At 44.9% G+C, this 26,608-nt stretch carries 20 protein-coding genes and 1 pseudogene; 14 read left to right on the top strand and 7 right to left on the bottom strand.

Going from position 1 to position 26,608, the window contains the following annotated elements:
• Positions 1-302: 302 nt before the first annotated feature.
• The 3 genes and pseudogenes from acnB to lysC all read left to right on the top strand — a co-directional run bounded on the left by acnB (position 303) and on the right by lysC (position 4,844).
• Positions 303-2,914 (top strand): annotated as a pseudogene (acnB, locus tag KL866_RS01105) (bifunctional aconitate hydratase 2/2-methylisocitrate dehydratase).
• Between the two features lie 72 nt (positions 2,915-2,986).
• Positions 2,987-3,436 carry a DUF192 domain-containing protein gene (locus KL866_RS01100; RefSeq protein WP_214992560.1) on the top strand — a complete coding sequence of 150 codons (450 nt, stop codon included), beginning with the start codon at positions 2,987-2,989 and terminating at the stop codon, positions 3,434-3,436.
• A 58-nt stretch (positions 3,437-3,494) separates the two neighbouring features.
• Positions 3,495-4,844 (top strand): lysine-sensitive aspartokinase 3, encoded by a 1,350-nt coding sequence (gene lysC / locus KL866_RS01095; protein ID WP_025256509.1) that lies wholly within the window; start codon positions 3,495-3,497, stop codon positions 4,842-4,844.
• A gap of 77 nt (positions 4,845-4,921) precedes the next feature.
• On the opposite strand, the gene KL866_RS01090 is transcribed toward lysC, so the two are convergent.
• The 7 genes from KL866_RS01090 to KL866_RS01060 all read right to left on the bottom strand — a co-directional run bounded on the left by KL866_RS01090 (position 4,922) and on the right by KL866_RS01060 (position 13,859).
• Entirely contained in the window at positions 4,922-6,946 is a 2,025-nt protein-coding gene (locus tag KL866_RS01090) for a methyl-accepting chemotaxis protein (RefSeq protein WP_025256508.1), read from the bottom strand.
• A gap of 278 nt (positions 6,947-7,224) precedes the next feature.
• Entirely contained in the window at positions 7,225-8,049 is an 825-nt protein-coding gene (locus KL866_RS01085; protein ID WP_025256507.1) for a symmetrical bis(5'-nucleosyl)-tetraphosphatase, read from the bottom strand.
• Positions 8,050-8,056: 7 nt separating this feature from the next.
• The gene (apaG, locus tag KL866_RS01080) at positions 8,057-8,431 is read right to left on the bottom strand and encodes a Co2+/Mg2+ efflux protein ApaG (RefSeq protein ID WP_025256506.1); all 375 of its coding nucleotides are present in this window, start codon (positions 8,429-8,431) and stop codon (positions 8,057-8,059) included.
• A gap of 8 nt (positions 8,432-8,439) precedes the next feature.
• The gene (rsmA, locus tag KL866_RS01075; RefSeq protein WP_025256505.1) at positions 8,440-9,267 is read right to left on the bottom strand and encodes a 16S rRNA (adenine(1518)-N(6)/adenine(1519)-N(6))-dimethyltransferase RsmA; all 828 of its coding nucleotides are present in this window, start codon (positions 9,265-9,267) and stop codon (positions 8,440-8,442) included.
• A complete protein-coding gene (pdxA, locus tag KL866_RS01070) occupies positions 9,264-10,250 on the bottom strand; it encodes a 4-hydroxythreonine-4-phosphate dehydrogenase PdxA (RefSeq protein ID WP_025256504.1) in 987 nt (328 codons plus the stop codon). Before pdxA ends, rsmA begins: the two co-directional genes overlap by 4 nt.
• 13 nt (positions 10,251-10,263) lie before the next feature.
• Entirely contained in the window at positions 10,264-11,547 is a 1,284-nt protein-coding gene (gene surA / locus KL866_RS01065) for a peptidylprolyl isomerase SurA (protein ID WP_025256503.1), read from the bottom strand.
• A 59-nt stretch (positions 11,548-11,606) separates the two neighbouring features.
• The gene (locus KL866_RS01060) at positions 11,607-13,859 is read right to left on the bottom strand and encodes an LPS-assembly protein LptD (RefSeq protein WP_025256502.1); all 2,253 of its coding nucleotides are present in this window, start codon (positions 13,857-13,859) and stop codon (positions 11,607-11,609) included.
• Between the two features lie 498 nt (positions 13,860-14,357).
• Here KL866_RS01060 and djlA point away from each other — a divergent pair, with 498 nt between their 5' ends.
• From djlA to mazG, 11 genes are all read left to right on the top strand, one after another.
• On the top strand, positions 14,358-15,224 hold the full coding sequence (djlA, locus tag KL866_RS01055; protein WP_025256501.1) for a co-chaperone DjlA: 867 nt from the start codon (positions 14,358-14,360) through the stop codon (positions 15,222-15,224).
• The gene (gene xerD / locus KL866_RS01050) at positions 15,225-16,151 is read left to right on the top strand and encodes a site-specific tyrosine recombinase XerD (RefSeq protein ID WP_025256500.1); all 927 of its coding nucleotides are present in this window, start codon (positions 15,225-15,227) and stop codon (positions 16,149-16,151) included.
• Positions 16,152-16,537: 386 nt separating this feature from the next.
• Positions 16,538-17,260, top strand: a complete 723-nt coding sequence (dsbC, locus tag KL866_RS01045; protein WP_025256499.1) for a bifunctional protein-disulfide isomerase/oxidoreductase DsbC — start codon at positions 16,538-16,540, stop codon at positions 17,258-17,260.
• Between the two features lie 252 nt (positions 17,261-17,512).
• Positions 17,513-19,234 carry a single-stranded-DNA-specific exonuclease RecJ gene (gene recJ, locus KL866_RS01040; RefSeq protein WP_214992557.1) on the top strand — a complete coding sequence of 574 codons (1,722 nt, stop codon included), beginning with the start codon at positions 17,513-17,515 and terminating at the stop codon, positions 19,232-19,234.
• A 97-nt stretch (positions 19,235-19,331) separates the two neighbouring features.
• Entirely contained in the window at positions 19,332-19,613 is a 282-nt protein-coding gene (locus KL866_RS01035; RefSeq protein ID WP_025256497.1) for a hypothetical protein, read from the top strand.
• Between the two features lie 91 nt (positions 19,614-19,704).
• Positions 19,705-20,418, top strand: a complete 714-nt coding sequence (gene recO, locus KL866_RS01030; protein ID WP_025256496.1) for a DNA repair protein RecO — start codon at positions 19,705-19,707, stop codon at positions 20,416-20,418.
• Between the two features lie 284 nt (positions 20,419-20,702).
• Positions 20,703-21,440: a pyridoxine 5'-phosphate synthase gene (pdxJ, locus tag KL866_RS01025; RefSeq protein ID WP_025256495.1), complete on the top strand. Its 738-nt coding sequence runs from the start codon at positions 20,703-20,705 to the stop codon at positions 21,438-21,440.
• A 27-nt stretch (positions 21,441-21,467) separates the two neighbouring features.
• Positions 21,468-21,845 (top strand): holo-ACP synthase, encoded by a 378-nt coding sequence (acpS, locus tag KL866_RS01020; RefSeq protein ID WP_025256494.1) that lies wholly within the window; start codon positions 21,468-21,470, stop codon positions 21,843-21,845.
• Positions 21,846-21,974: 129 nt separating this feature from the next.
• Positions 21,975-23,435 (top strand): 23S rRNA (uracil(1939)-C(5))-methyltransferase RlmD, encoded by a 1,461-nt coding sequence (gene rlmD / locus KL866_RS01015; RefSeq protein ID WP_025256493.1) that lies wholly within the window; start codon positions 21,975-21,977, stop codon positions 23,433-23,435.
• 12 nt (positions 23,436-23,447) lie between these two features.
• Entirely contained in the window at positions 23,448-25,631 is a 2,184-nt protein-coding gene (relA, locus tag KL866_RS01010; RefSeq protein WP_025256492.1) for a GTP diphosphokinase, read from the top strand.
• Entirely contained in the window at positions 25,609-26,580 is a 972-nt protein-coding gene (gene mazG, locus KL866_RS01005; RefSeq protein WP_025256491.1) for a nucleoside triphosphate pyrophosphohydrolase, read from the top strand. Before relA ends, mazG begins: the two co-directional genes overlap by 23 nt.
• The last annotated feature ends 28 nt before the right edge of the window (positions 26,581-26,608 follow it).

The raw sequence follows: 26,608 nt of genomic DNA, 5'->3' as shown, positions 1-26,608 counted from the left end.
CGTTTACGATTTTCTTCAATTGAGAGCGTTTACGAAAAGCTAACTCCTTGTCTTCTTGCAATAAAACCTTATATCTTACTCATACCCTAATTGTTTACTTTGCCATGCCAATTACTTTTTAATCGCTTTTATCGTTCAAAAGTAATGTTATGAATAGCGATTATAAACGAATAAAAGGGGCTAGAAATTTAAAAAATTAGTCCGTGAAGTTATACTGTTGATGATTTATTAAACACTCCTTGCGTCAAGTGCGTACAAGACCGTTTACTCCCATTGCGCAAGCTAACTTAGAGGAAGAGACTGTGTTACAAGACTATCGCAATCACGTTGAAGAACGTGCAGCTCAAAATATTCCCCCTAAACCTCTTAATGCAGAACAGGTAGCAGCCCTTGTCGATTTATTAAAAAGCCCGCCTGACGGTGAAGGTGAATTCCTTTTAGAGCTACTTTCAGAGCGCGTGCCACCTGGCGTTGATGAAGCAGCCTACGTTAAAGCCGGGTTTTTAAGTGCCATCGCAAAAGGCGAAGACAGCTGTGAACTAATCTCGAAAGAGAAAGCCGTTGAATTGCTGGGCAATATGCATGGTGGCTACAACATAGTCACATTAGTAGAGCTACTTGACGATGAAGCACTTGCGCCTCTGGCAGCCAAGGAGCTAAAACACACGCTATTAATGTTTGATGCTTATCACGATGTGGAAGAGAAGCACAAAGCGGGTAATGAATACGCCACTGATATTATTAAATCTTGGGCTGAAGGCGAGTGGTTTACATCGCGTAAACTAATGGACGATAAAATTACTTACACGGTATTTAAGGTAACAGGCGAAACCAATACCGATGATTTGTCGCCAGCGCCTGACGCGTGGTCTCGTCCAGATATTCCTTTGCACGCTCTTGCTGCTTATAAAATGCCCCGTGAAGGACTAGAGCCAGAAGAGCCAGGTGTTACAGGGCCAATGACGCAAATAGAAGAAGTTAAAAGCAAGGGCTACCCCGTTGCTTTTGTCGGAGATGTAGTAGGTACGGGCTCGTCGCGTAAATCGGCCACTAACTCTGTATTGTGGTTCTTTGGCGAAGATTTATCTGGCGTGCCTAATAAGCGTGGTGGCGGTGTGTGCATTGGCTCTAAAGTCGCACCTATTTTCTTTAACACCATGGAAGATGCGGGCGCACTCGTTTTTGAAGCTGATGTGGAAAAAATGAATATGGGAGATGTGATAGATATCTACCCATTCGAAGGCAAGATAACTAACCACGAAACCGGTGAGCTACTTGCCGAATACAGCTACAAGTCGAAAGTTATTTTGGATGAAGTTCGCGCTGGTGGGCGTATAAACCTGATTATTGGGCGCGGTCTTACGGAGAAAGCTCGGGAAACATTAGGCTTGGGTCCAACCGACTTATTCCGCACGCCAGAACAGCCAAAAGACAGTGGAGCAGGCTTCTCGCTAGCACAGAAAATGGTAGGCAAAGCCTGTGGTGTTGAGGGTGTTCGCCCTGGTACATACTGCGAGCCTAAAATGACAACCGTGGGCTCGCAAGATACTACAGGCCCTATGACCCGTGATGAGCTTAAAGACTTAGCTTGCCTTGGCTTTACGGCCGATTTAACTATGCAGTCATTCTGTCATACTGCTGCTTATCCAAAGCCAGTGGACATCGAAACCCAGCACACGCTACCAGATTTCATTATGAATCGCGGCGGCGTTTCACTTCGCCCGGGGGACGGCATTATACACAGCTGGTTAAACCGCATGCTGTTGCCTGACACAGTAGGGACTGGTGGTGACTCGCATACCCGTTTCCCATTGGGTATTTCATTCCCAGCGGGCTCTGGTTTGGTAGCGTTTGCTGCAGCAACGGGCGTTATGCCCCTAGATATGCCTGAGTCTATATTGGTGCGCTTTAAAGGCGATATGCAGCCGGGCATTACCTTACGTGACCTTGTACATGCCATTCCGCTATATGGCATTAAACAAGGGCTATTAACGGTAGAGAAAAAAGGCAAAATAAACGCCTTCTCTGGCCGTATTCTAGAAATTGAAGGGTTAGAAAACCTAACGGTAGAACAGGCGTTTGAGTTATCCGACGCATCGGCTGAGCGTTCAGCGGCAGGTTGTACTATCAACCTTTCTGAAGAGTCGATAGCTGAATACCTGCGTTCAAACATTACCATGCTTCGCTGGATGATTAACGAAGGTTACGGCGACCCGCGTACGCTTGAGCGCCGCGCTCAGAAAATGGAAGAATGGTTGGCCAACCCAGAGTTAATGCGTGCAGACGCTGATGCCGAATACGCCGAGGTCATTGAAATTGACCTTAACGACATTAAAGAGCCGATTGTATGTTGCCCGAATGATCCTGACGATGCGAAAACCTTGTCTGATGTTGCTGGCGATAAGGTAGACGAAGTCTTTATTGGCTCGTGCATGACAAACATTGGCCACTTCCGCGCAGCCGGTAAACTGCTTGAGCAATATAACAAACGCTACCCACGCGTTTATGGATGTCGCCACCAACTAAAATGGATAAAGCTCAGCTAATGGAAGAGGGCTATTACAACATTTACGGTCGCGTGGGCGTACGCACCGAGATGCCGGGCTGCTCATTATGTATGGGCAACCAAGCAAGGGTAGATGCAGGCGCCACAGTGCTTTCAACATCAACCCGTAACTTCCCTAACCGTTTAGGTGATGGAGCCAATGTGTATCTAACCTCAGCAGAGCTTGCCGCGGTGGGTGCCATTGTGGGGCGCATTCCAACTGCCGAAGAATACATGGAATACGCCAGCAAAATTAACGCAATGTCGGGAGAAGTATTCCGCTACTTAAACTTCGACAAAATGCCTAGCTTTAAAAAGGCGGAAGAAGAAGCTAAAGCGCGCATTATTCCAACGTTGAATGTTGCTTAAAATAGTGTATAAACTACAAAGCCGGTTGCCTTAGTGGTGACCGGCTTTTTTTATGGCGAAAAGGAATGTCTAATGGGAAAATTTTTCTTTATTGTTGCTGCACTTGTATTAACCTTAGGGTGTGCAAAAGCGCAGGTGGACCCTGTATCGTCACTGAATTCAGTGGACTTCGAATCTATTACACTGGAGATAGGTGGCAAGCACTATGAAGTTGAGTATGCCAATACCTTTGAACGACGCGCTCAGGGTCTGATGTTTCGCAAAGCCTTGTGCGAAGACTGCGGTATGTTTTTTAAGTTTTCTAGCCCTAAATTTGCGGGCATGTGGATGAAAAACACCTTTGTTCCCCTAGACGTAGCATTTATCGACAGAAATGGCGTAATAACGGATATAAAACCTCTCACTCCCCATAGTTTGGAGTCGGTCGGATCATCGAAAGAGGTACTTTACGCGTTGGAAATGAACCAAGGGTGGTTTGCCGAGAATAATATAAAAGTAGGCGACCAAATAACGATTGATTAACCGTGCAAACCGCGGTTGTTGCTAGCGAATAGCTAGTTTTATTCTGGAGTTAAATATAGTGACAAATGCCTTATCGATAGCTAAGTTCGGTGGAACTAGCGTAGCGAATTACGAAGTAATGCAAAACTGCGCCCGAATTGTTGCCGGTAATGAAAAAACACGCATTGTGGTAGTAAGTGCTTCAGCAGGGGTAACTAATCACCTTGTTAGCCTAGCGCATACGCCAATGACGCAACAGCAAATTGAAGAAACCTGCCAAGCCATCGCAAAGATAGAGCACGCAATTCTTAATAAGCTTGATGACAAAGAAGCGGTAGAGCCTAAACTCAACGATTTGCTTGAAGAAATGCGTAGCTTAGCATTTCACGAAGAGATTCTTCACCGTGACGATTTAAAAGATCAGCTGCTTTCTATGGGTGAGCGGATGTCGTCATTGATGTTCTCTTCAGTGCTTGCAGAGCAGGGTGTGAAGACCATGAACTTTGATGTTCGCAAAGTACTTCGCACTGACAGCGAATTCGGTGAAGGCGCGCCTCAAATCGAAGAAATTGAAAAACTTGCTAAACAGCTGCTCGCGCCAGAAATTAAAGAGGCCATAGTCGTTACTCAAGGTTTCGTCGGCGCCGACGAAGAAGGCCGTACTACTACGCTAGGACGTGGTGGCTCTGACTTTACCGCGGCACTGCTTGCAGAAGCTCTTGATGCAGAAGCGTGTGAGATTTGGACTGATGTAACCGGTGTATATACAACCGATCCGCGTATAACACCCGCTGCGCATCCGTTGCCTGAACTTAGTTTTGAAGAAGCGGCGGAAATGGCGACCTTCGGTGCCAAGGTGCTACATCCTGCAACCATGGAGCCTGCACTACGTAAAAACATTAAAGTGTTTGTAGGTTCAAGCAAAGAGCCTGAAAAGGGTGGTACGTGGATTGTAAGAGATTGCGAGCATGAACCTCCGTACCGTGCTATTACTCGTCGTAAAGAGCAAGTAATGGTAACAGTAAAAACACCGAAGATGATGTACGCGCAAGGTTTCCTTCAGCAGGTGTTTGCCATTATCGCTAAGCACAAACTCAGCGTAGATTTGGTAACTACATCGGAAATCTCCGTATCCTTTACTCTTGATAACCCAGCGAACTCTGTAGCTCAGCGTTTGAATAAAGAGACCATTGCCGAGCTTGAAACCATCTGTGACGTGAAAGTAGAAAAAGGCTACGACCTTGTCACCGTTGTAGGTAACAACATGCAAACGGCTATTGGTGTTTCAAGCAAAATTCTCTCTGCGGTATCAGATTTTAACCTTCGCATGATTTGCTTTGGCGCTAATCCGCACAACTTATCGTTTCTGGTTAACGAGACAGACAGTGATGTGATTGTTCGTAAGCTTCACTCGACGTTGTTTGAGTAAGTACTATGTTCGCGTAAAGCATTAAAAAAACGGTCGCCTTAAGGCGACCGTTTTTTGTTTGTATTACTTGTAGGAGGTTAAACTTTAAACTGCCTGATAGACTGCTGTAGCTCTTCGGCAAGACGCGCCACTTCATGGCTAGATTCAGACGTTTGCTGTGCACCCGCTGTTGTCTCTTCAGCAATGCCCACAATGGTTTCAAGCTTTTCACTAATTTCTTGCGATACTGTATTTTGTTCACGGGCAGACTGCTCAATTTGAGAGCTAACGTCGTGGGCTTTGTGAACCGCATCGGTAATGATATCTAGCGCTTGCGTAGCTTTTTCGGTTTGTGCAACACATGCAGCAGTCTGATCTTTACCTTGGTCCATCACAGATACTGCTTTTTCGGCCCCAGCTTGAAGAACTTCAATCATGGCATTGATCTCTTGCGTCGACTCCTGAGTTCGGCTAGCAAGAGTTCTTACTTCGTCTGCAACAACCGCGAAACCTCGTCCTTGCTCACCAGCACGGGCAGCCTCAATAGCGGCATTCAATGCAAGTAAGTTAGTTTGGTCGGCAACACCGCGAATAACGTCAAGAATCCCACCAATGCTTGCGCTATCTTGATGGAGCTTATTGATAACGTCGGCTGCTTCTTGAACATCACGAGACAAGATCTCAATAGTGTTTTTGTTCTCAAGCGAAATTTGGCGAACATTTTCAGCTTCGGCATCTGCATGGCGAATTTGGCTAAGCGTATCTTCGGCATTTTGCACAACAAGCTGCGACGTTGAGTGCATTTCTGTTGTAGCCGTTGCGACTTGGCCAATTTGTGATTTCTGATCCTGAATAGAGTGAGTGGTTTGTGCCGTCACTGCCGATGTTTGTTCCGACGCTGCAGCCAGTTGCTCTGCGCGAACGTTAATGGCAGTAATCAGCTCTTTCAGGTTACCAATTAGCGTATTACAGTTTCGTGCTAATAGCCCAAATTCGTCTTGTGCTGAATCGTCTAGGCGATGAGTAAGGTCACCCGATGAAGCAACAGTAAGTAGTTCGTTTACGCGATAAAGCGGGCGTGTAATAGCGCGAACGGTTACGTAACCAATGAAGGCCGCTACTGCAATAGAAATGATAACAACAACGATAACAAAGGTGTTACCCGTTGTAATAGCCCCATTAACCTGGCTTTCTATATGAGACGCTTTTTTATCAGCAAGATTAAGTAGATTTTCAAGTGCTACAACTCCCTGCGTGATGTTTGAATCAGAAGCATTAAGTGCCTGCTCGGCGTCATTTCTGCGCTCTAAACGCTCCACATGAAGCTGTACTACGCCATCGTTAGCTTTAATGGCGTTGATGGCATCGTTGACTAGGTCGTTGATATCATCAAGTGTACCTGAGTCGTCGCGGCCACCCGCGGCTTCAACCATTTCGCTTAGCTGGGTAACCACTTTTTCAACCACAAGGTCGACTTCGTTTCCGAGAGTCTGTGAGCGAACCAGAGTTTGAGTTTTTATGTATTCGTATGACACAGTGAGTAGAGAAAGAAGTGAAGTCTCAAGCTGACCACCAACTTCAGCAGCACGTCTGAGGTTAGGGTCGCGCTGTACTGCGTCTAAATCCGAAAAATCCAGAAGATAGGTAGAGGCATCGTCTGCATTATCTTCAGCATCACCCAGTTTGTCTTCTATGTTGTTGCGCAAGTCTAGGTACATTTGGTGATTTTTGTACATAGCTTCAACATTAGTAATGTACGCATCATAAGATTCACGAACACTGTTTAGCGTGTTTCTTAGTTCTGGTTCATTACTAACGGCTTGCGCTAACCTGTTATAATCGTTATCGAAGGTTTCTTTGGCTGAGTTGAACGATGCTCTTTTGTCCTTGAGCTCATTTAAATCTTCTTCAATATAGCTTTCGAAGGTAAGTCGACCCATATTCAAGAAGCTTGCTTTAAGTGCGTTACTGCCTGCCACAGTAGGCAGAGCAACATCGTTTACTTCTTCTGTCGCCGATCCTATAGAATTGAGGTTATATAGTGAAACAACACTTATAACGATTAGAAGTGCACTAATCGCTACAAATCCACCGATTATGCGTGTGGCTACCGTTATTTTCATCGGAACTCCTGGATGAGTGTTTTTATTTTTATCCCTAACGATATTACCCGTCTCAGCTTGCAAAATATAGCGCTTATACGCGCGTGTTTACTCGAATGCTGATTGTATAACGAGACTTTTTCGTCACTATTACAAGTAAGTGTATCGGCTACGATGACTTAATGTTTATTTTATTTAGCACTTAAGTCTAAATGATGCAACTGGTAGCACTAGTTGGCATAGGGAAATTTTCTTTTTTGTAAAAGACTTTTCGCTTGAAAACTTGATTACAAAACGCTCTAAGCAGAAACACTGACTAACGATGAAGTGTTTAGATTAAGAAGCGTCATGCTTTGCCCCCACACATAACCAGTATCCAACCCAACAAATTGATTACTATTTGTCTGGCCTGACAGTGCAGCCCAGTGTCCAAACACTACTCGTTGATCGTCGGCAAGTTTTGGGTTTGAAGCCGCAAACCAAGGATAAATTCCGCGTTCGGCGTCGGACGCCGGGCAAGGGGTTGACTTGTTGTCAAAGTCTAGCGTGCAATCTGCCTGTATGAATCGCATACGCGTACAAGCATTAACAATAAAGCGCAGGCGCCTTTCACCTGTTAAGGAGTCTGACCAGCAATCTGGCTCGTTACCGTACATGTTAGAAAGAAAGCTAGCGTAATTGTCAGACTTTAAAATATCACTGACCTCATCACTATAAGATACACATTCGTTAATGGACCACTTTGGGTAAAGACCGGCATGAACCATTAGTGTGTTTTCATCTATCTTTGTGGCAAGAGGAAATTGACGTAGCCAGTCTATTAGGTCACTCAAATCAGGCGCGTTAAGCAGGGTGTCTAGTTTGTCAGACTTTTTTGCCCTGCGGATACCGTTTACAACGGCAAGTAAGTGTAAGTCGTGGTTACCTAAAACGCTGCTGAAGTTGCTGCCGAGAGATTTCAAAAAACGTAATGTGCTTAACGAATCTTCTCCTCGGGCAACCAAGTCACCAACTGCGATTAGCTTATCATTGGACTCGTCGAATTTTACCTTATCTAATGCGCGACGAAGGCCGTCGTAACAGCCTTGAATATCGCCAATGACGTAGGTGGTACCTTGCGACATAAAAACCTTAATGAAGAATACTTGGAATGGCTAAACGAAAAACACTAATAGGAACGCGAAAGCGCTCACCGCTTTCTAGTTCCATTACATAGTAGCCTTCCATATTACCAACTGGTGTGTCAATGACTGCACCACTAGTATAGTCAAAATGATCGCCAGCCTTCATAATTGGCTGTTTACCAACCACGCCTTCACCCTCGACTTCTGACGTTTTGCCGTTAGCATCAGTTATCTTCCAGTAGCGACTTAGTAGCTGCACTGTGTGCTCACTATTGTTTTCAATAGTAATGTGGTAGGCAAACGCAAATTGCTTGGAATCTGACGGAAGATGGTCGGGAAGGTGGCGGGTTTTCACCCGCACCTTTATATCAAGTACATCCATAGAGGAACTTATTGCTCTTGTTGGTGCTCTTTCGCCGATACAGCGTTAGCTATAGTGGCAAAGTCATTAAGTGATAGCACTTCAGCACGGGAAGTTGGGTCTATCCCTAATTCACGAATTTCTTCCTCACTTAAGCTGTCTTTTAGTGAGTTACGAATGGTTTTTCGGCGCTGATTGAAAGCTTGGGCACAGACGCGTTCGAGCGTGTTTACTGACTCTACGTCCACTGGCGGGGCCTGGTGCGGAACAAGTTTTACCACGGCAGAGTCTACCTTCGGTGGCGGCTTAAAGGCCCCTGGTGGAACATTCAATACAGGAATGACGTGGCAGTAATACTGGGCCATTACCGAAAGTCTGCCGTAATTTTTAGAGCCTGGTCCCGCCGCTAGGCGAATAACCACTTCTTTTTGAAGCATAAAGTGCATGTCTTCGATACAGGAAGCATGATCAAAAAGGTGGAACATTAGCGGCGTTGAAATGTTGTAAGGTAAATTACCAAACACGCGAAGCTTCTTGTCCTTTATCGGCATTTCTTTGCATAGTGCGCCGAAATCCATAGTCATTGCATCTTGTTCAATAACCGTTAGTTTTTCGCCGTTAAAGGGATGGTGTCGTAACCGTTTAGCTAGATCTCGGTCTAACTCAATAACAGTTAGTGCGTCAACTTCCTCACAAACAGGATCTGTTAATGCACCTAAACCTGGTCCAATTTCTACCAAGTTTTGCTCATTTTTTGGCGCGATTGCTGCAACTATCTTTCCTATCACATAATCATCATGAAGGAAGTTTTGTCCGAATCGCTTTCTGGCCGTATGGCCTAAGTGTGTTTTACTCATTGTTGATGATGTGCAAGCTCAATGGCTTTTTCCAATGCTTTTCTGAAACTACCGGCGTCGGCTTCACCTGTACCTGCTAAATCTAATGCAGTACCGTGGTCAACTGAAGTGCGAACAAAAGGTAACCCTAATGTGATATTTACTGACGCCCCAAAACCCTTGTATTTTAGCACGGGTAAGCCTTGGTCGTGATACATAGCTAGCACAACATCGGCATTTTCTAGGTATTTAGGCTGAAATATGGTGTCAGCAGGAAGCGGGCCTGTAATTTTAAGGCCTTCATCTCTAAGTTCGTTCAGTGCCGGAATAATAGTATGGATTTCTTCCGTACCAATGTGACCATCTTCACCCGCGTGAGGGTTTAAACCGCATACGTATATATGAGGCTCTTTAACGCCAAACTTAAGCTTCAGGTCAGTATTAATGATATGGATAACTTTATTGAGGCGCTCGCGGGTTATCGCTTTTGCTACATATTCAAGAGGAATATGTGTCGTGGCAAGCGCTACATTTAGCCCTTCAGTTGCCAATAGCATTACAACATCAATGGTATTGGACTGATAAGCAAAAAACTCAGTATGGCCGCTAAAAGACACGCCAGCTTTGTTAATAATCCCTTTGTGTACTGGGCCAGTCACAACAGCATCGAAGTCGCCTTCTATATTCGCTTGGCATGCTTGGCGCAGAGTCTCTACAACGTAAAGTCCATTTTCGCTATCAAGTGTACCTGGTGTAACTTCAACTGCTTTATCTATTTGCTTAATAAACAACGAACCCGCAGCTTGTATCTGCGGGTTGTTTGCATCGTAGTCGATTAGCGTTAACGGAAGCCCTAAGACGCTCGCTCGTGCTTTTAACATGTCGCCATCGGCAAACACGACAAGCTGGGCTTGCCATGTTTCCTGGGCCAGTTTAATAATCAAATCTGGCCCTATACCTGCCGGTTCTCCCGGCGTTATTGCTATTTTAATTGGTGTGCTCATGAATAACTTATTATTAAGATTCGACAACTTCTACGTAAGCTGCGTCGCGCATCTCACGTAACCAGTTTTCGGTTTCTTCTGAAAATTTTCGGTTGAAGATAAGTTGGTAAGCTTTATCTTCTTTGCGCTTATCGGTTGCGTCATCCATGCGGCGGTCGTTAAGTTGAATTAAATGCCAGCCGTGAACCGTGCGTACTGGGTCACTATATTCGCCAGGCTCAAGCTGTGATAATGCTTCTTTAAACTCAGGTACATAGTTACTTGGGTCAGACCAGCCTAATTCTCCACCGCGAAGAGCAGACCCAGGGTCTTCTGAATATTCTTTGGCTAGCTCTGCAAAATCCGCTTCACCGCTTTGCAATTCTTCTTTAAAGCGCACTAGCATCTCTTTTGCTTTTTCTTCGCTCAAAATAATAGAGGGCTTTACAAGAATATGACGAGAATCAACTTCTTCAACGGTGACTTTCTCAATGCCGCGCGTGTCTAGTACTTTTAGAATGTGAAAACCAGCACCGCTTCGAATTGGACCAACAAGGGTGTCTTTATCTTTGTCCTGAATCGCTTCAGCAAATAGCGTTGGCATAGCATTAATATTTAGCCAGCCCATATCACCGCCTTCTAGCGCTTCGTTACCTGATGATGATGCGATGGCAATTTTTGCAAAATCAGAGCCTGATTCTAGTAGTGAAATAACTTTGTCTGCGCGCTCTCGTGCCGCTTGAATGTCTTCGTCAGTTGGCTCAGGAGGGAAACCAATCAGAATATGGCCTAAACGATACTCTGCCTGAGTTGCACCTTGTTGTTCCATAAGGTCTATTAGCGTGTCTATTTCTTGAGGCGTGATATAAACACGGCGACGAACGTTAGCTCGGCGAACTTCTCCCATGATAATTTCTTCACGAATATCTTCACGGTAGTCATCGTATGCGATGCCTTCAGCAGATAATTGAGCGCGAAGTTGTTCAACGGTGGCATTTTGATTAGATGCAATATTACCAATGGTTTGCTCAAGCTGAGGGTCGCTAATACGAATTCCCATACGCTCTGCCATTTGTAGCTGAAGGCTTTTCGTGATTAAACGCTCAATAGCCTGTGTACGAAGCGCACGGTCTGAAGGTAGCTGTTGATTATTGGCTTCAGCATTGCGTTTAACTTCTTGGACAAGTGCATCAATTTCACTTTCAAGCACAACGCCTTGGTCAACAATTACAGCAACACGGTCAAGCACAACTTCTTGTGCAACACTGTTAAACGAGAGTAGGGCACCTAACATCAATGCACGGATAATGAACTTCATACACACTCTTTTATTATTGGTTAATTGCTTTTAAGCGCTGCTAAGCGCTCAACTGCGGGTTAATTTAAACTATACGGCTGACGATAGCCAAACATACCGTCTTGAAGCATGCTTCTTTGGGTACCAGATGACCCAATGCCTTTGAAAATAAACTGCAGCGATATTCCAGAGTCGAAATCGTCTGTCGACTGCTCGCCACTATCGTTATAACGGTTATTTAGACTTCGCTGTGCGACCACGCGCACTGCCCAACAACATGACTCATACTGGATACCTGCATAGGTTTCCACACTTCTATTGCGCTCAAGATCGCGGTAAGTACGGCCAACCCACTGCCAATTCTCAGAAATAGGCCAGCTTGCCGAAATACCAATTTGATCTATAGTTTCACCACTGAGATCGCGAACATAGCGATGACTTAATTGAATAAAACGCGAATCATCTTTGCGGTATTCAATACCCACACTGCTTAAATCAACTTTGTCTGTGTCAGTGGTTACTTGCACATCAGAATGGAAGAACCAGTTTTGGTTGAAGCGCCAATCCATCTCAGCGGCCAGCGCTGAGCGATCTTCATTTTTGGTTGCAGCAATCACTTTGTTATCTTCAAGGTAGAATATCTGACCCACACTAAGAACAAATTGTTCCCTATTGTTTTTATCTAACATACGTGTGGTTGCACCAAGGGTAATTTGGTTGTTGTCGCTAATTCTATCAAGGCCAGTAAATTCCTGGCCTCGAAACAAGCCTTCAACGTCGGTTAAAAGTGGTGTTGAGTCATAAAAGCCAATTGCGGTTTGGTCTTCATAAGACGTGTAAAGGTACTGTACCTTGGGCTCAAGGGTCATCGACATATCGTCGCTAAACCAAGATGTGTCTCTTTCAAAATATAATGCGCCGTAAAGGCGAGCCTGACCAAGGGTACGCTCTACATCTTCTTTTAAATCAGTACCTTCAACATTGTCTTGTTGGTACACAGTTTGAAATAGCGTGGTTTCAGCAACGAGCTCTCCCCATGCGGCGCGCAGTGGCATTGCAAGAGTTGGTGCAATGTGGAATCGCGTTGCCGTTGGCGCGGTGTCTAACGTGTTGTCGAAATGGGCAACCTCAGAGTCAAGGTTAAACTCGAAGTACTCTGCGAACGCTTTGTTGTAGTTGACTTTAATCTCTGGCACAGCGCGATAGCTGTCTGCGGTATCACCTAACACTTCAAAATCTTTTATCTGCATATTGACCGATAGATTTTTAGTGTAGTAGCTCAATCCTATATTTCGGTATAAGTGAGTATCAGAACGGCTGTAGTAATCTGAACCAAGGTCAACCAAGTAGTTATCATCACTTAGGCCATTAAAATCAATATTAAGTAGCCAGTTATCAGCAATTAACCCTTGATGCTCTAAACGATAAAAATATCGGTCTGGATTACCTGATATATCTGAGTCACTAGGTAAATACTCAACGTAGGCTTTTCCCTGACTGCGCTCTGTTAAGTATCGAAACTCAGTATTAAGCTGAAGACCCCGAAGAGTCATCAATCGTGGTGAAATAGTCATGTCGTAGTTGGGCGCAATATTCCAGTAAAAAGGCTGAGTGTAGTCTACGCCGGTTCGACTGGAGCTTGTCAATTCGGGAAATAATAAGCCGGTTTGTCGTTCATTACTTACTGGAAACGCAAAATAAGGTAGATAAAATACCGGAACATCGGCAATGTAGAAGCGGGTGTGTTTGGCTTGACCCCATACGGTCCCTTTTTCCAAGCTGATTTCGCTGGCGCGAATCATCCAGTCTTCTTCACCTTCTGGGCAAGTAGTAAAACTAACTTTTTTAAGCACTATACCGGTATCGGTATCCAATACGATATCTTTGGCGGCACCTTGACCTACAAACCCCGTCAGTTTATAGCGGGTATTTTGCATTTCTAAACGCTCTTCTTCAGAACGTAAGGTGACAGCGTCACTTTCAACTTTCAACTGCGCGTCTTGGTAGGTGACATCGCCCTTAGCGATAAGATCACGGCCACTGCCGTTTATTTGTGCTTGAGACGCACTTATCACCGCAGTGTCAGATGTTATGTCTACATTGCCAGAAAACAGTGCCACGGTATCTTGAATAATTTCAGTTCGATTAGCTTCGACTTTTACATGGCCTTTTGGCATTAATGCCTGGCTGTTAAAAGTAACAGGTTCGACCGAGCAAAATGCAAGAGGGGCTGCATTTGAAACTGATTTAGAATTTGAAGCTGTCGTTTCCTGTGCAAACGCGACTGTAGGCAAAAGTGTCGCGGAAACAAGCATGGCGCAGGTGTTTTTCATGCGTAAATGGGTGGCCTGTTTTGTTGTATGTTGCTTTTAAACCCAAATAAGACGGCGTGCGTCTCGGTTAGTTCGACATAACGTTTTAAAAAACCAGTGATTTAACGCCCTCTATATACCTTGCAGAAGGAAACAAGGACGTTCACTTGCTATTACTTTTTTATTTAAGCGCTCAATTCTAAGCACTTCTGTCGCAATTACCAACCATTCAGACAAAAAAATGCACTTTTAAATACATTACTTATCAAAAAGCGAAACTAATCGGGAAGTGAAACTTGATTTTATGTCATTTAGACCAAAAGTTTGTACGTTAGTGTTGTTATTTTCAAATAAATGATTTTTAAGTGGTTGCGTGCTTTAAACGACTAAACCGAGCTTGCAGCTATAGGTAAGTCACTTAAGCATTTGATATGATGATGAGCTAAGCGCTCTATGCACGGCGTGAACGAATAATTGCAACATCCATTTTTATACAGTGCATCAATGGAGTATAACACGATGTCAATTTGGGGAAAAATCCTCGGTGCCTTATTTGGCTTTATGTTTCTTAAAATTCCAGGCGCGATCCTAGGCCTGCTAGTTGGGCACTTTTTTGATAAAGCCTACCGGCAAGACTTCAATCAGTTAGGTGGCTTTGGACGCTTTTTTACTGATCAAGATAACGTAAAGCAACAGGCAATTTTCTTTCACAGCCTGTTTAGCGCATTGGGTCACCTTGCTAAATCTGATGGTAAAGTGACAGACAGAGAAATTCAAATTGCTACAGCGTTAATGGACGAAATGCGTCTTACAGGGGATGCCCGTCGTGAAGCGCAAGAAGCTTTCAGGGAAGGTAAAGCGCGTGATTTTCCCTTAGTCGACACCTTGAGAGGTTTCTATGATGCCAGCCATGGCAGACGTGATATTCTACAAGTATTCTTGGAAATTCTTATTCAAGCCGCATTTGCTGACGGTCAACTTTCTCAACAAGAGTACAACGTCCTTGAGAAAGTAGCGAAACCACTTGGGTTTAGACGTCGCGATTTAGATTACCTCATTTCAATGTATGAGGCAGAAATCCGATTTAGACAACGTGGCGGTCAACGAAATTACGCAGGAACAGGGCAACACCAGCATGGCCAGTCGCGTCAGCAGTCAGCCTACTCTGAGCAGCAAAGCTTAGATGATGCATATCGCATATTAGGGGTGGCGGCATCTGACGATGAAAAAGCCATAAAACGTGCCTATAGAAAACGCATGGCTGAACATCACCCCGACAAACTGGTATCTAAAGGCCTACCAGAACAGGCTATGGAGATTGCCAAAAAGAAAGCGCAAGATATTCAGTCAGCTTACGAGCTGATTAAACAAAAGCGTGGCTTCTAAATGGCAAAAGTTGAACGTGAGTTAACCTATGTGCCTGCGGCAAGTCAGGCCCATATTGATAGCTTTATTGAAATGTTGTGGCTTGAAAAAGGGCTGTCAGAACATACTCAGCAAAGCTACCGTACCGATCTCACTAAGCTTGCCATTTATAGCAACAATCAAGGCGTGAAGGATATTGCTGTGCTCACTACTGAACAGCTTCAAGATTACCTTGCCTATCGCCATGATAAGGGGTTGTCTACTCGCAGTACGCAACGAGCGCTTAGCGCCATTCGTGCCTTTTTTGTGTTTCTTATAAGCAAACAAATTCGAGTAGACAGCCCTGTTTCTGCATTATCTAACCCAAAAACGCCAAAAGCTTTACCTTCTTCTTTAAGTGAGCAGCAGGTTGAAGATTTACTCAATGCGCCCCTAACTGACGACCCAATTGAATGCCGGGATAAAAGCATGCTCGAAGTGCTTTATGCCACGGGCCTTCGTGTGAGTGAGCTAATTGGATTGACGATGGATCAAGTTAGTCTTCAACAAGGTGTGGTAAGGGTGGTAGGTAAAGGAAACAAAGAGCGCTTAGTACCTCTAGGAGAAGATGCAATTGAATGGTTACTAACCTATGTAAAAACGGCGCGACCTATTCTTGCCACTAAAACATCTGATGTGGTTTTTCTTAGCAGGCGCGGACAAAAAATGACACGCCAAACATTTTGGCATCGCATTAAGTATTATGCAGTGAAAGCGGGTATTGAACAGCATTTATCCCCCCACACATTGCGTCATGCATTCGCTACTCACCTTTTAAACCATGGTGCAGATTTACGTGTAGTACAAATGTTGTTAGGCCACAGTGACTTATCAACCACGCAAATTTATACACATGTAGCAACAGAGCGACTGCAGACACTTATCCACAGTCACCATCCTCGTGGTTAATTAGTAAACTCTTATATTTACCAAGGTGAATGCTACAAATTGGACTCTGTATACGACGAGGCTCTGCTTAGACATGTTTTTAATGAAAAACAGTGTGGTAGGATAAAGGTGTTATATTACTTTTAAAGAGAGTGGCGTGGGTTAATACTGCAATAGGTGTTTTAGCTTGGCATCTAATATGATTAGCCTTTGTTTGCGTCGTTAAAGTTACCTAGAAACACAGAAAAATAGCGTTAAAAATGCAATTTTTTGGTAGGTTTTACGGTCTGAAAGTAATAAGTGTGAAAATGTTAAGCGGTTGCCCTAAGCCATGGGTGCATATTCGAGCAGTCGCATACTAAGCCAATAAGCACAGTAAGCTTCAATGGCAAAATGGAGAGTATTTAGTGAAAGCAGTAAAGAAAGTATTGTTAGCTACCCTTGTTACGGCAAGCGCATTATTAAGCCTTGGCGTGCAGGCGGCCGACGAAGACGCTATCCGCGATAAGTTGACCTCAATGCTAGGGTTAGATGTAGAAACCATCGCCGACTCTCCTGTATCAGGTTTGGTTCAGGTTTCAACAAACCGCGGTTTGTTTTATGTAAGTGAAAACGGAGAGTATTTGCTTCAGGCCCGCGTATTTAATATTGACAAAGAAATGCGCAACGAAACCGAACTAGCGCTTTCTGGTTTGCGCAAAGAAGGCGTAGCATCAATGGAGCCGTCTTCAATTACGTTTAAAGCCAAAGACGAAAAGCACGAAATAAGCGTTTTCACAGACATCACCTGTGGTTACTGCCGCAAGTTTCACAAAGAAATTGATGAGCTAAACGATGCGGGAATTACCGTACACTACCTCGCGTTCCCGCGTTCTGGGCTAAACAGCCAGAACTATGATGACATGGTGTCGGTATGGTGTGCTGAAAACCCACAAAAAGCGTTAACTACAGCCAAAGCAGGCAGTAATGTGGAAAGTGCAAGCTGTAAAAACAAAGTAGCCGAACAGTATATGTTGGGTCAAAAGTTGGGTGTGAACGGTACGCCAAATATTGTGTTGCCAGACGGCTCACTTATACCTGGTTATCAGCCTGCCGCGCTACTCGTAAAAGCGCTGGAAGAGGCAGAGTAGTCATTCAGACCTCTTAATTGTTGATATGGAAAAACGCACGCTCTGTGCGTTTTTTTGTTTTCTGAGGTATGATTCGTATCGCTATTTTTCTTACGTTTTGTTCGTATGGTTTTATCTTGCAGTTAGTGCGGCACTTTTATTTGAAAAGCAGTCTCTTTTACGCGTTGTATTAAAACTGAGCTTGTTTCAATATTTGCCTTTTTCCAATTGACACAGACAACTGCAATCACAGAATTGGTTTAGTGGTATTTCATGATTTTGCCTATTGTTCGCCGCGAGGTCTCCGGCGCCTCGTTAAGTTCCGACTTACACCCTGTTATCGATAGAATTTATCGCGGTCGCAATATTGCGAATATGGATGACTTGGAGAATGGCCTTAAAGGGCTTACGCACTTCAACGTATTAAAAGGGATGCCTCAGGCAGCGCACATTCTTGCAAATGCAGTAGCGCAAAATAAGCGTATTACCATCGTGGGCGATTTCGATGCCGATGGGGCGACCAGTACATCAGTATGTATACTGGCGCTTCGAGCCATGGGCTATCAGAACGTCGATTTTCTAGTGCCTAACCGCTTTGATTTTGGTTATGGGCTTAGCGTACCAATCGTGGATGAAGCTGCCAAACTAGGTGCAGAAGTAATTGTAACCGTGGATAACGGCATATCCTGTATTGACGGTGTAACGCACGCAAAATCCTTAGGGATGCAGGTGGTTGTGACCGATCACCACTTGCCGGGTGACGCACTACCGCCCGCCGATGCGATAGTGAATCCTAACCAACCTGGCTGTGAATTTCCTTCTAAAAATTTAGCTGGTGTGGGCGTCGCTTTTTATATCATGCTTGCGCTTAAAGCCGAGTTACAGCAGCAAGGGCATTTTGAGAAAGTAGGAATTGCACCACCTAATTTGGCGTCTCTACTAGATATTGTTGCTGTTGGCACCGTCGCCGATGTGGTGGTTTTAGATAAAAACAACCGAATTCTGGTTCACCAAGGCCTTCAGCGTATTCGAGCTGGTAAGTGTCGACCTGGTATCAAAGCGCTAGTTGAAGTGGCCAACCGCGATTGCGCCCACTTAACCTCAACTGATTTGGGCTTTGTAGTAGGTCCAAGGCTTAATGCCGCAGGTCGCTTAGACGACATGTCACAAGGCATTGCTTGTTTATTAGAAGATGAAACTATTCAGGCGCGAATGATAGCGGCAGAGCTTGATGCGCTTAACAAAGAACGCCGCGAAATTGAAACTGGCATGAAAGCGCAAGCGGAAGCCGTACTAGAGCAAATGGCGCTGGATGAGGGCGATATGCCAAGCGCACTAGTGGTATACCGAGAAGACTTTCACCAAGGTGTTATTGGCATAGTGGCAGGCCGGTTAAAAGAAAAGTACCTAAAACCTGTTATCGCTTTCGCTCATCAAGACGATATTGTTATTAAAGGCTCGGCGCGCTCTATTCCTGGGGTACACATTCGCGACGTGCTTGATGAAGTAAATACTCGCTACCCGGGGGTTATCGAAAAATTTGGTGGGCATGCCATGGCCGCTGGATTGAGTTTACCTGTTGCCAAGCTTCCAGATTTTGAACGGGCTTTTGTTGATATTGCCCGCACCCATATGGAAAAGCTTGACGGGAATCATGCGCTGCTCTCAGATGGTGACTTGTCGTCAGAAGAGTTGTGTTTACCCTTTGCGCATATATTGCGCCAAGCAGGCCCCTTTGGCCAAGGCTTTGAATCACCATTATTCGACGGTGAGTTTGCTTTGCTTGATCAACGGTTAGTTGGACAAAAACATTTAAAAATGGTGTTAAAGAGTGACGGCGCTAATGAAGTGGACGCTATTGCGTTTAACGTTGATTTAAAAGCATGGCCTAATGCCATGATAAAACGTGTACATATCGCCTATCGCCTTGATATTAATGTGTTTAGAGGGCAAGAGACTGTACAGCTTATAGTTGAGCAAATAGAAGCGGTTTAACAGAGGTAAAATATCAGGTAATGGTAGGCTTGTTAAATGACAAGCCAAGACAATTAAAAGTAATTAGTGACAATGCAAAAAACACAAAGGGGCGAGGGTGAAAAGCGAAAGGCAGAAGCTGGTTGAAAAGCATAGTCAGCTGAATCAAACCGACAATGTCAAAGTGATTTCTCACGTTCAGCGGGAAGAGAAAAACGGCGATTGGATTCGCCACACCATTATGCTAGAAGGTATTGATGTGCCCTTTATTTACCGGCGAAAACAGCAATATCAAAGCTTGAAAGGCGCGCGGGTGAACGTAACTTATTATCGCCACGTTGAAGAAGTTGCTGGTATTGAATTTGAAACTATGAAAGTGGTAAGAATTAAGCGCAGCTAAAACGAATATCCCTACAACTATTAGAATGAACATTTAGACAACCTCTTAAACCGCCACCAATTCGGCTATAAATAATTAAAAGTGAACAACAATGAATAATGAATGGTTAAATGCCTATGTATTGCATAGACGTCCTTACAGGGAAACCAGCTATATTGTTGACTTTTTTACCTTAGAAGAAGGGCGTGTCAGCGCTGTGGCAAAAGGGGTGAAAAACAGTAAATCAGACAAAAAGAGCCTGCTTCAACCTTTTCAACATCTTCGCCTACAGTTAAGTGGAAAGTCAGAGTTAAAAAACCTACGTCACGTTGAAAGCGTCGCCCCGTCCATCAATCTTGTAGGCACAGCTTTGTTTTGTGCCATGTATGTAAACGAACTAACCAACCGCGTTATGCCGGCGGGCCTCGCCAGCGACGGTGTGCACAATGCTTATGAGAATGCATTACTGTCCCTTCGTGATAATAGCGACATAGAAGTGACCTTGCGACAGTTCGAATTTGCACTACTTGATGAAATGGGGTTACTTCCCGACTTCACTACTGACGTAGAATACGAAATGCCAATAGAAGAAACCGGCAGCTATAACTTTCAAATAGATGCGGGTTTTGTGCGACTGCCTGACGACATTAACAGTACTAGAAGCATGCGAGGCTTTCCCGGAAAAGCGTTGCTCAGTTTGTCTCAGGGGGAGTTTACCCCGCTTAGCAAAAAAGTCGCTAAGGTGCTTTGCCGCGACCTGCTAAAGCCGCTCATTGGTGACAAACCACTTAAAAGTCGCGAACTCTTTCTGCCCAAACCGCGTTAGCGGGTCAACAAGTTAAGGGGGGAGTAGGTTTCTTAGTTTACGTCTTTAGACATTAACCTCTTAAACCTTCATATTTATAACCGTCCACACTTTGTAGAAAAAACTGCAATGAACACCCGTTTCTTTACATTATTTTCTCTTAACTCAAACGCTTAAACAGCACGCTCTATGAAAAAATTTGCTACAATCACGACTTTGTAAGAAAGGGTATTTGCGCCCTTTGAATAATGTATTAAACATGAAGAGCAGACATCTTTTTTCGCTCTTACAGGTTAGGTGGTGAAATGAGCACGATTCTATTAGGCGTTAACATCGACCATATCGCAACGCTACGCAATGCGCGCGGTACACATTACCCAGATCCAGTACATGCTGCGGACATTGCAGAGCGCGCAGGTGCAGACGGCATTACGGTTCATTTGCGTGAAGACCGTCGTCATATAAAAGATCGCGACGTACGTATTTTAGCGCAAACCATTAACACTCGACTTAATCTAGAAATGGCAGTAACCGATGAAATGCTGACCATTGCAGAAGAAGTAAAGCCTGTTTTTTGCTGCCTAGTACCTGAAAAGCGTGAAGAGTTAACCACTGAAGGTGGGCTTGATGTGGCAGGGAATTTTAAGAACATCAAAGCGGCGTGCGAGCGACTTGCTAATGCGAATATTTTGGTGTCGTTATTCATTGATGCAGACAAAGCGCAAATTGACGCGGCCGCAGCATGTAACGCCCCTTACATCGAAATTCATACCGGACAATATGCAGAAGCCATCAGCGAAGACGAGCAGCAGAAAGAATTGGCTCGCTTAGTTGAAGGTATCGAATACGCCGATAGTTTAGGACTTAAAGTGAATGCGGGTCACGGCTTGCACTATCACAACGTTAAACCTATAGCGGCGATTCCACAGCTAATAGAACTGAATATTGGTCATGCTATCATCGCTCGCGCCGCGTTTGACGGTCTTCACACAGCAGTGGCTGATATGCGTAAGCTGATGCTTGAAGCTCGCGCGGGCATTTAAGCTTAGATTCAAAAGGGTGTAGATAACGTGGCAATTGCAGGGCTAGGTACTGACATTGTAGAGATAGCGCGACTTGGTAAAGGTGACGGTGCCAATGAACGTTTAGCCAAGCGAGTACTTACGCCTGCCGAGTGGCAGACGTTTAGTGAGCACGCTACACCAGTACGCTTTTTAGCAAAACGTTTTGCCGCGAAAGAAGCAGCGGTGAAAGCCCTTGGTACCGGTATTGGGAATGGAATTAGCTGGCAACACATAGAGGTGCGTAACAACGACCTAGGGGCGCCAGAACTTCATTTTTCTGGTGAATTTGCTGCTATGTGTGAGGCACGGGGCATTACCCGAAGCGTGATTAGTATTTCAGATGAGCAGCATTACGCCGTCGCCACCGTTATACTAGAATCCTAATAATTTACTAAAGCGCGCACTACGAAAACGCAGACTCAATGAAGCCAGGTAGATGACATCTATCTGGTCTGCGTTCACAAGAAACGCTACAAACATCGAACTACGCAATGCAAGTTACCGGAGTCACACTTGGCAAACCTTTTTAAACAATCACGCAGCAAGCAAAAAGGCAAAACGTCTTCAAGCCTAAGTGGCAATGCGAAGAAAGGTAATGTCAGCGCCAACGCGCAGGTCGCAGGACTTCGATTTGGAAAAGCTAATAAAGCCTCACAAGGCAATAAAAGCCAAAAGTCCAATACGGTTACCATTGAAGATATCGACTGGATGGGTCATGGCGTAGTGCGCGGTAACCCCATGATGTTTGTTGATGGTGCCCTTGTTGGGGAAACCTGCGACATAGAGGTGCTAACGAGTAAAAAGAAAGTCATTAACGCTAAGGCGATAAACATTCATTCGCCAAGTAATGCTAGACAAGCGCCTTTTTGTCCTGTGTTTGATTCATGTGGTGGGTGTCAGCTACAGCATATACAGCCCGATGCTGCCCTTAAGCTAAGAGACAACGCCCTTAAAGTGATGATGGAACGTCAATTGGCAATGAAAGCAGACGTTTGGCAAGCTCCTTTAGTGGGTCCTCGACCTCAATATCGCAGAAAAGCAAGGCTGGCTATCGACGCCCGCAACCCAAATCAAATTAAGTTAGGCTTTCGCGAAGCGAATAGCAGTAACGTTGTCAGTGTCGAGACCTGTCCAATATTAGTTGACCCGCTATCAAACATTATCGGCCCTTTGCGAAATGCGCTTACAGGGTTCGAAACGGCTCGACATATTGGGCATGTAAGCCTTATCGCCGGTGATAAAATATCGCACCTTGTTATTAAGCATACTAAAGCCCTTGAGGCAGAGCTTATTAATGCGGTGAATGCACTGGTTAACGAGTACTCTCTCGCCAATGCCGAAAAAATAGAGTTAAAACTCGAGAACAAACAAGGGCAAATACGCAGTGTAGGGCATGGCACTGATTTGGTTATGTCTACGATAAATGACTGTTCTATTTCACCAAGTGCTAATGACTTTATTCAAATAAATAAAGTGGTTAACGAAAAAATGATTAACCAGGCAATGAATTGGCTAAATCCTCTGCCTTACGAGCTCATAGCTGATTGGTTCAGCGGTCTGGGTAATTTTACCTTACCTATTGCTAAGTCAGGTGCGATAGTTCAGGCGGTAGAGGGCGTGTCAGAGATGGTGCGCCGCGCAAAAGATAATGCACATCGGCAGGGCGTTGAAAACGTACAGTGGTTGCATTTAGATTTGTCTGATGAGACTAATGTTGAGGCTTCTTTGCAGCAGGGCTTTGATAAGGTGCTGCTTGACCCTTCAAGAGAAGGGGCATTGACCGTTTGTCATGCGCTTGTAAAAGCCCTACCAAAAACGATAGTGTATGTTTCTTGCAACCCAAGTACGTTTTCTAGAGACGCAAAAGTGTTGATAAACGGAGGTTATGAAATGGAAAAAGCGGGCGTAGCAGAAATGTTTCCCTTCACCCATCACATGGAGATGATGGCCTTGTTTACGCGAAAGCAGCAGTAACGAGTAAAGGATATGGTATCGACAAGAAAGGTCCACCAAGCCGACCGACCGCCCTTTGAAGCGTGGTTAGATAGTCTTGAGTTAAATGCAGAAACAAAAGATAAGCTAAGTGCTGTGTCTTCCATCCCTGAGCGACTATTGGTTGGTCAGGAAATGGTTGAGATTTTGTGTCAGCTTAATATGGATGACGCAACGCTTCAGGCAGCTCTTGTATTTCCTTATTGCGAACAGCACGCTTTAAGTGAAGATGATATTTATGAAGAATTTGGCGGGGAAATTCGCGATCTGGTAGTGGGCGTTCGCCGAATGGATGCTATTAAGTCGTTACATGCGAGAAAAATTAACAGTACGGGGTTTGCAGAAAAGTCTGACGAACAGCACATAGACAGCATACGTCGCATGTTGCTTGCAATGGTAGAAGATGTTCGTGCCGTTGTAATTAAAATGGCCGAACGTATTTGTGCACTACAACAAGTTAAAAAGGCAGACGAAGAAACCCGCGTTATGGTGGCCCGAGAGTGCGCCAGTATTTATGCGCCATTGGCAAATCGTTTGGGCATTGGTCAATTAAAGTGGGAGCTTGAAGACCTCGCTTTTCGCTATTTACACCCCATTACTTACAAGCAAATTGCAAAGCAGTTAGACGGCAAGCGCAGAGAGCGCGCCGAGTATATAGATACTATTGTAGACGACTTGCAAGCCTTACTTGATGGCGAAGAGATCCGCGCAGAGGTTTATGGCCGCCCGAAGCACATTTTCAGCATTTGGAAAAAAATGCAGAAAAAGCGTCTGACCTTCGAGCAACTGTTTGATATTAGGGCTGTACGTATTATTGCGGAGCGATTACAAGATTGTTATGCAGCGCTTGGAACGGTTCACGCCAGCTATAAGCACCTACCTAACGAGTTCGACGATTATATCGCAACCCCTAAGCCAAATGGCTATCAATCTATTCACACCGTTATAGTCGGGCCTGAAGGTAAGTCAGTTGAGATTCAAATTCGCACACAGAAAATGCATCAGGATGCAGAACTGGGAGTGGCTGCTCACTGGAAATACAAAGAAGGCAGTACTGGCAAGCAGTCGGGCTATGACGAGCGCATAAACTGGCTTCGTCGTATACTAGCATGGCAAGAAGAAGTGGCTGAATCGGGCGATTTGGTTGAAGAACTTCGCAGTCAAGTGTTCGACGATAGAGTGTATGTGTTCACACCGAAAGGCGATGTTATTGACCTTCCCCAAGGTGCTACGCCGCTTGATTTTGCTTACTACATTCACAGTAACGTGGGCCATCGCTGTATTGGTGCAAAAGTGAATGGGCGTATAGTGCCTTTCACTTATTTATTGCAAAGTGGCGACCAGATAGAAGTATTGACCGGGAAAGAGCCCAACCCAAGTCGCGACTGGATGCACCCAGGACTTGGCTATGTTCATTCGTCGCGGGCCCGTGCCACTATCCATTCCTTCTTTAAAAAGCAGGACAGAGATAAAAACCTCGCTGCCGGTAAAGAGCTTTTAGAACGCGAACTTCAACGTGCTCACTTACCTGCCAAAGTACCCAGTGAAGCTTTTGAGAAGTTTAACTTACAAACGCTAGATGATTTGTACACCGCGGTAGGCGCCGGTGACGTGCGTGTTATGCAGGTGATTAACTTTATTCATCACTTGCATGAGCCGCCAGCCCCCGAGCCAGAAATTAGCCCTAAAGTAAAAACACGTAAAACAGCAGCCGGTTCCGGTAAAAAAGATGCGGTAGTGGTGCAGGGTGTAGGTCACCTTATGAGTCAGTTGGCCAATTGTTGTAAGCCGGTACCTGGAGAAGCTATTTTAGGCTATATCACACAAGGTCGTGGTGTAAGTGTTCACAAAGAAAACTGTAGTCAGCTACAGCACTTGTTGTCACAGCACCCAGAGCGTCAGATAGAGGTGAATTGGTCACAAGAGCTTAAAGTAGGTTTTGAAACGGGCATTGATATATATTGTCATGATAGAACCGGGCTATTGCGCGATATCACTACGGTGTTAGCAAATGAGAATGTGCCACTTTTAGGTGTGAACAGCCTAAGTGATAAAAACCGACAAACAGCGCTTATTACCATATCGATAGAGGTTCAAGACCTCGAAAGAGTGTCAAAAGTATTAACCCAACTGCGACAGCTTAAGGGCGTAACAGATGCAAAACGCAAGCAAAGTTAAGCTGAGCGAAATGCAGCGGCTGCTTGAAATTATGGCGCAGCTGCGCGACCCTGAATTGGGTTGCCCTTGGGATGTGAAACAAACCATGGACAGCCTAACTCGCTACACCATAGAAGAAGCCTATGAAGTGGCTGATGCTATTGCCACCGGCGATATGCAAGACATTAAAGATGAGCTAGGTGACTTGCTGTTTCAAGTGGTGTTCTATGCGCAGATCGCCAGTGAATCAAGTGAATTCTCTTTTGACGACGTGGCGCAAACCATTAGCGAAAAGCTGGTGCGCCGGCACCCTCATGTGTTTGGTACACAGCCGGGTTATGATGGCAAAAATATTGAGTTAGACAGTATAAACAAAAAACTCGCGCGTGAACGTTCACAGTTAAATGACAGTGCTTTAAATGCGCAGTGGGATGCTATTAAAGCCCAAGAAAAACAGCTTAAGAAGCAGCGTTCAGAGCAAACTGACGAAGCCAGAGAGATCAGAGATACCAGTATTCTAGATAGTGTACCAAAAGGCATGCCGGCACTCATGTATGCACAAAAGCTGCAAAAAGCCTGTGCAAAGGTAGGCTTTGACTGGCCTGACGCCGCGCCTGTTATAGATAAAGTGCGCGAAGAAGTAGAAGAGATTCAACAAGAGCTGGATTTCAAGCAGCGTCTTTTACGTGCTAACAGTGCTAGTGACAATCCTTCAAGCGATGGTATGCACGAAAATCAGCAGGCTATCGAAGAAGAAATTGGCGATGCACTTTTTGCTATGGTTAATTTGGCAAGGCATTGCAAGGTGGATGCAGATACTGCGCTTCGCAACGCCAGTAACAAGTTTGCCAACCGGTTCAAAGGCATAGAGCGTTTGGCGGCTCAACAGGGCGAGAAGCTCGAAGCACTGACTCTAGATGAAATGGAAGCTTTGTGGCAGCAGGTTAAACAGTCTTCCAATACTAAGTGAATTGCTCTAGCAACAGGTTCAAAACACT

Source organism: Alteromonas sp. ALT199 (assembly GCF_018619335.1).
Taxonomy (GTDB): Bacteria; Pseudomonadota; Gammaproteobacteria; order Enterobacterales; family Alteromonadaceae; genus Alteromonas.
Note: the sequence above shows the minus strand (reverse complement) of the source record. Positions and strands in the feature narration are given on the sequence as shown.

What these genes read in the sequence shown, in the direction of transcription:
- KL866_RS01100 (WP_214992560.1), top strand. Translation starts at nt 2,987, where the DNA reads ATGGGAAAATTTTTCTTTATTGTTGCTGCACTTGTATTAACCTTAGGG.
- KL866_RS01090 (WP_025256508.1), bottom strand. Translation starts at nt 6,946, where the DNA reads ATGAAAATAACGGTAGCCACACGCATAATCGGTGGATTTGTAGCGATT.
- KL866_RS01085 (WP_025256507.1), bottom strand. Translation starts at nt 8,049, where the DNA reads ATGTCGCAAGGTACCACCTACGTCATTGGCGATATTCAAGGCTGTTAC.
- apaG (WP_025256506.1), bottom strand. Translation starts at nt 8,431, where the DNA reads ATGGATGTACTTGATATAAAGGTGCGGGTGAAAACCCGCCACCTTCCC.
- rsmA (WP_025256505.1), bottom strand. Translation starts at nt 9,267, where the DNA reads ATGAGTAAAACACACTTAGGCCATACGGCCAGAAAGCGATTCGGACAA.
- pdxA (WP_025256504.1), bottom strand. Translation starts at nt 10,250, where the DNA reads ATGAGCACACCAATTAAAATAGCAATAACGCCGGGAGAACCGGCAGGT.
- surA (WP_025256503.1), bottom strand. Translation starts at nt 11,547, where the DNA reads ATGAAGTTCATTATCCGTGCATTGATGTTAGGTGCCCTACTCTCGTTT.
- KL866_RS01060 (WP_025256502.1), bottom strand. Translation starts at nt 13,859, where the DNA reads ATGAAAAACACCTGCGCCATGCTTGTTTCCGCGACACTTTTGCCTACA.
- djlA (WP_025256501.1), top strand. Translation starts at nt 14,358, where the DNA reads ATGTCAATTTGGGGAAAAATCCTCGGTGCCTTATTTGGCTTTATGTTT.
- xerD (WP_025256500.1), top strand. Translation starts at nt 15,225, where the DNA reads ATGGCAAAAGTTGAACGTGAGTTAACCTATGTGCCTGCGGCAAGTCAG.
- recJ (WP_214992557.1), top strand. Translation starts at nt 17,513, where the DNA reads ATGATTTTGCCTATTGTTCGCCGCGAGGTCTCCGGCGCCTCGTTAAGT.
- recO (WP_025256496.1), top strand. Translation starts at nt 19,705, where the DNA reads ATGAATAATGAATGGTTAAATGCCTATGTATTGCATAGACGTCCTTAC.
- pdxJ (WP_025256495.1), top strand. Translation starts at nt 20,703, where the DNA reads ATGAGCACGATTCTATTAGGCGTTAACATCGACCATATCGCAACGCTA.
- relA (WP_025256492.1), top strand. Translation starts at nt 23,448, where the DNA reads ATGGTATCGACAAGAAAGGTCCACCAAGCCGACCGACCGCCCTTTGAA.
- mazG (WP_025256491.1), top strand. Translation starts at nt 25,609, where the DNA reads ATGCAAAACGCAAGCAAAGTTAAGCTGAGCGAAATGCAGCGGCTGCTT.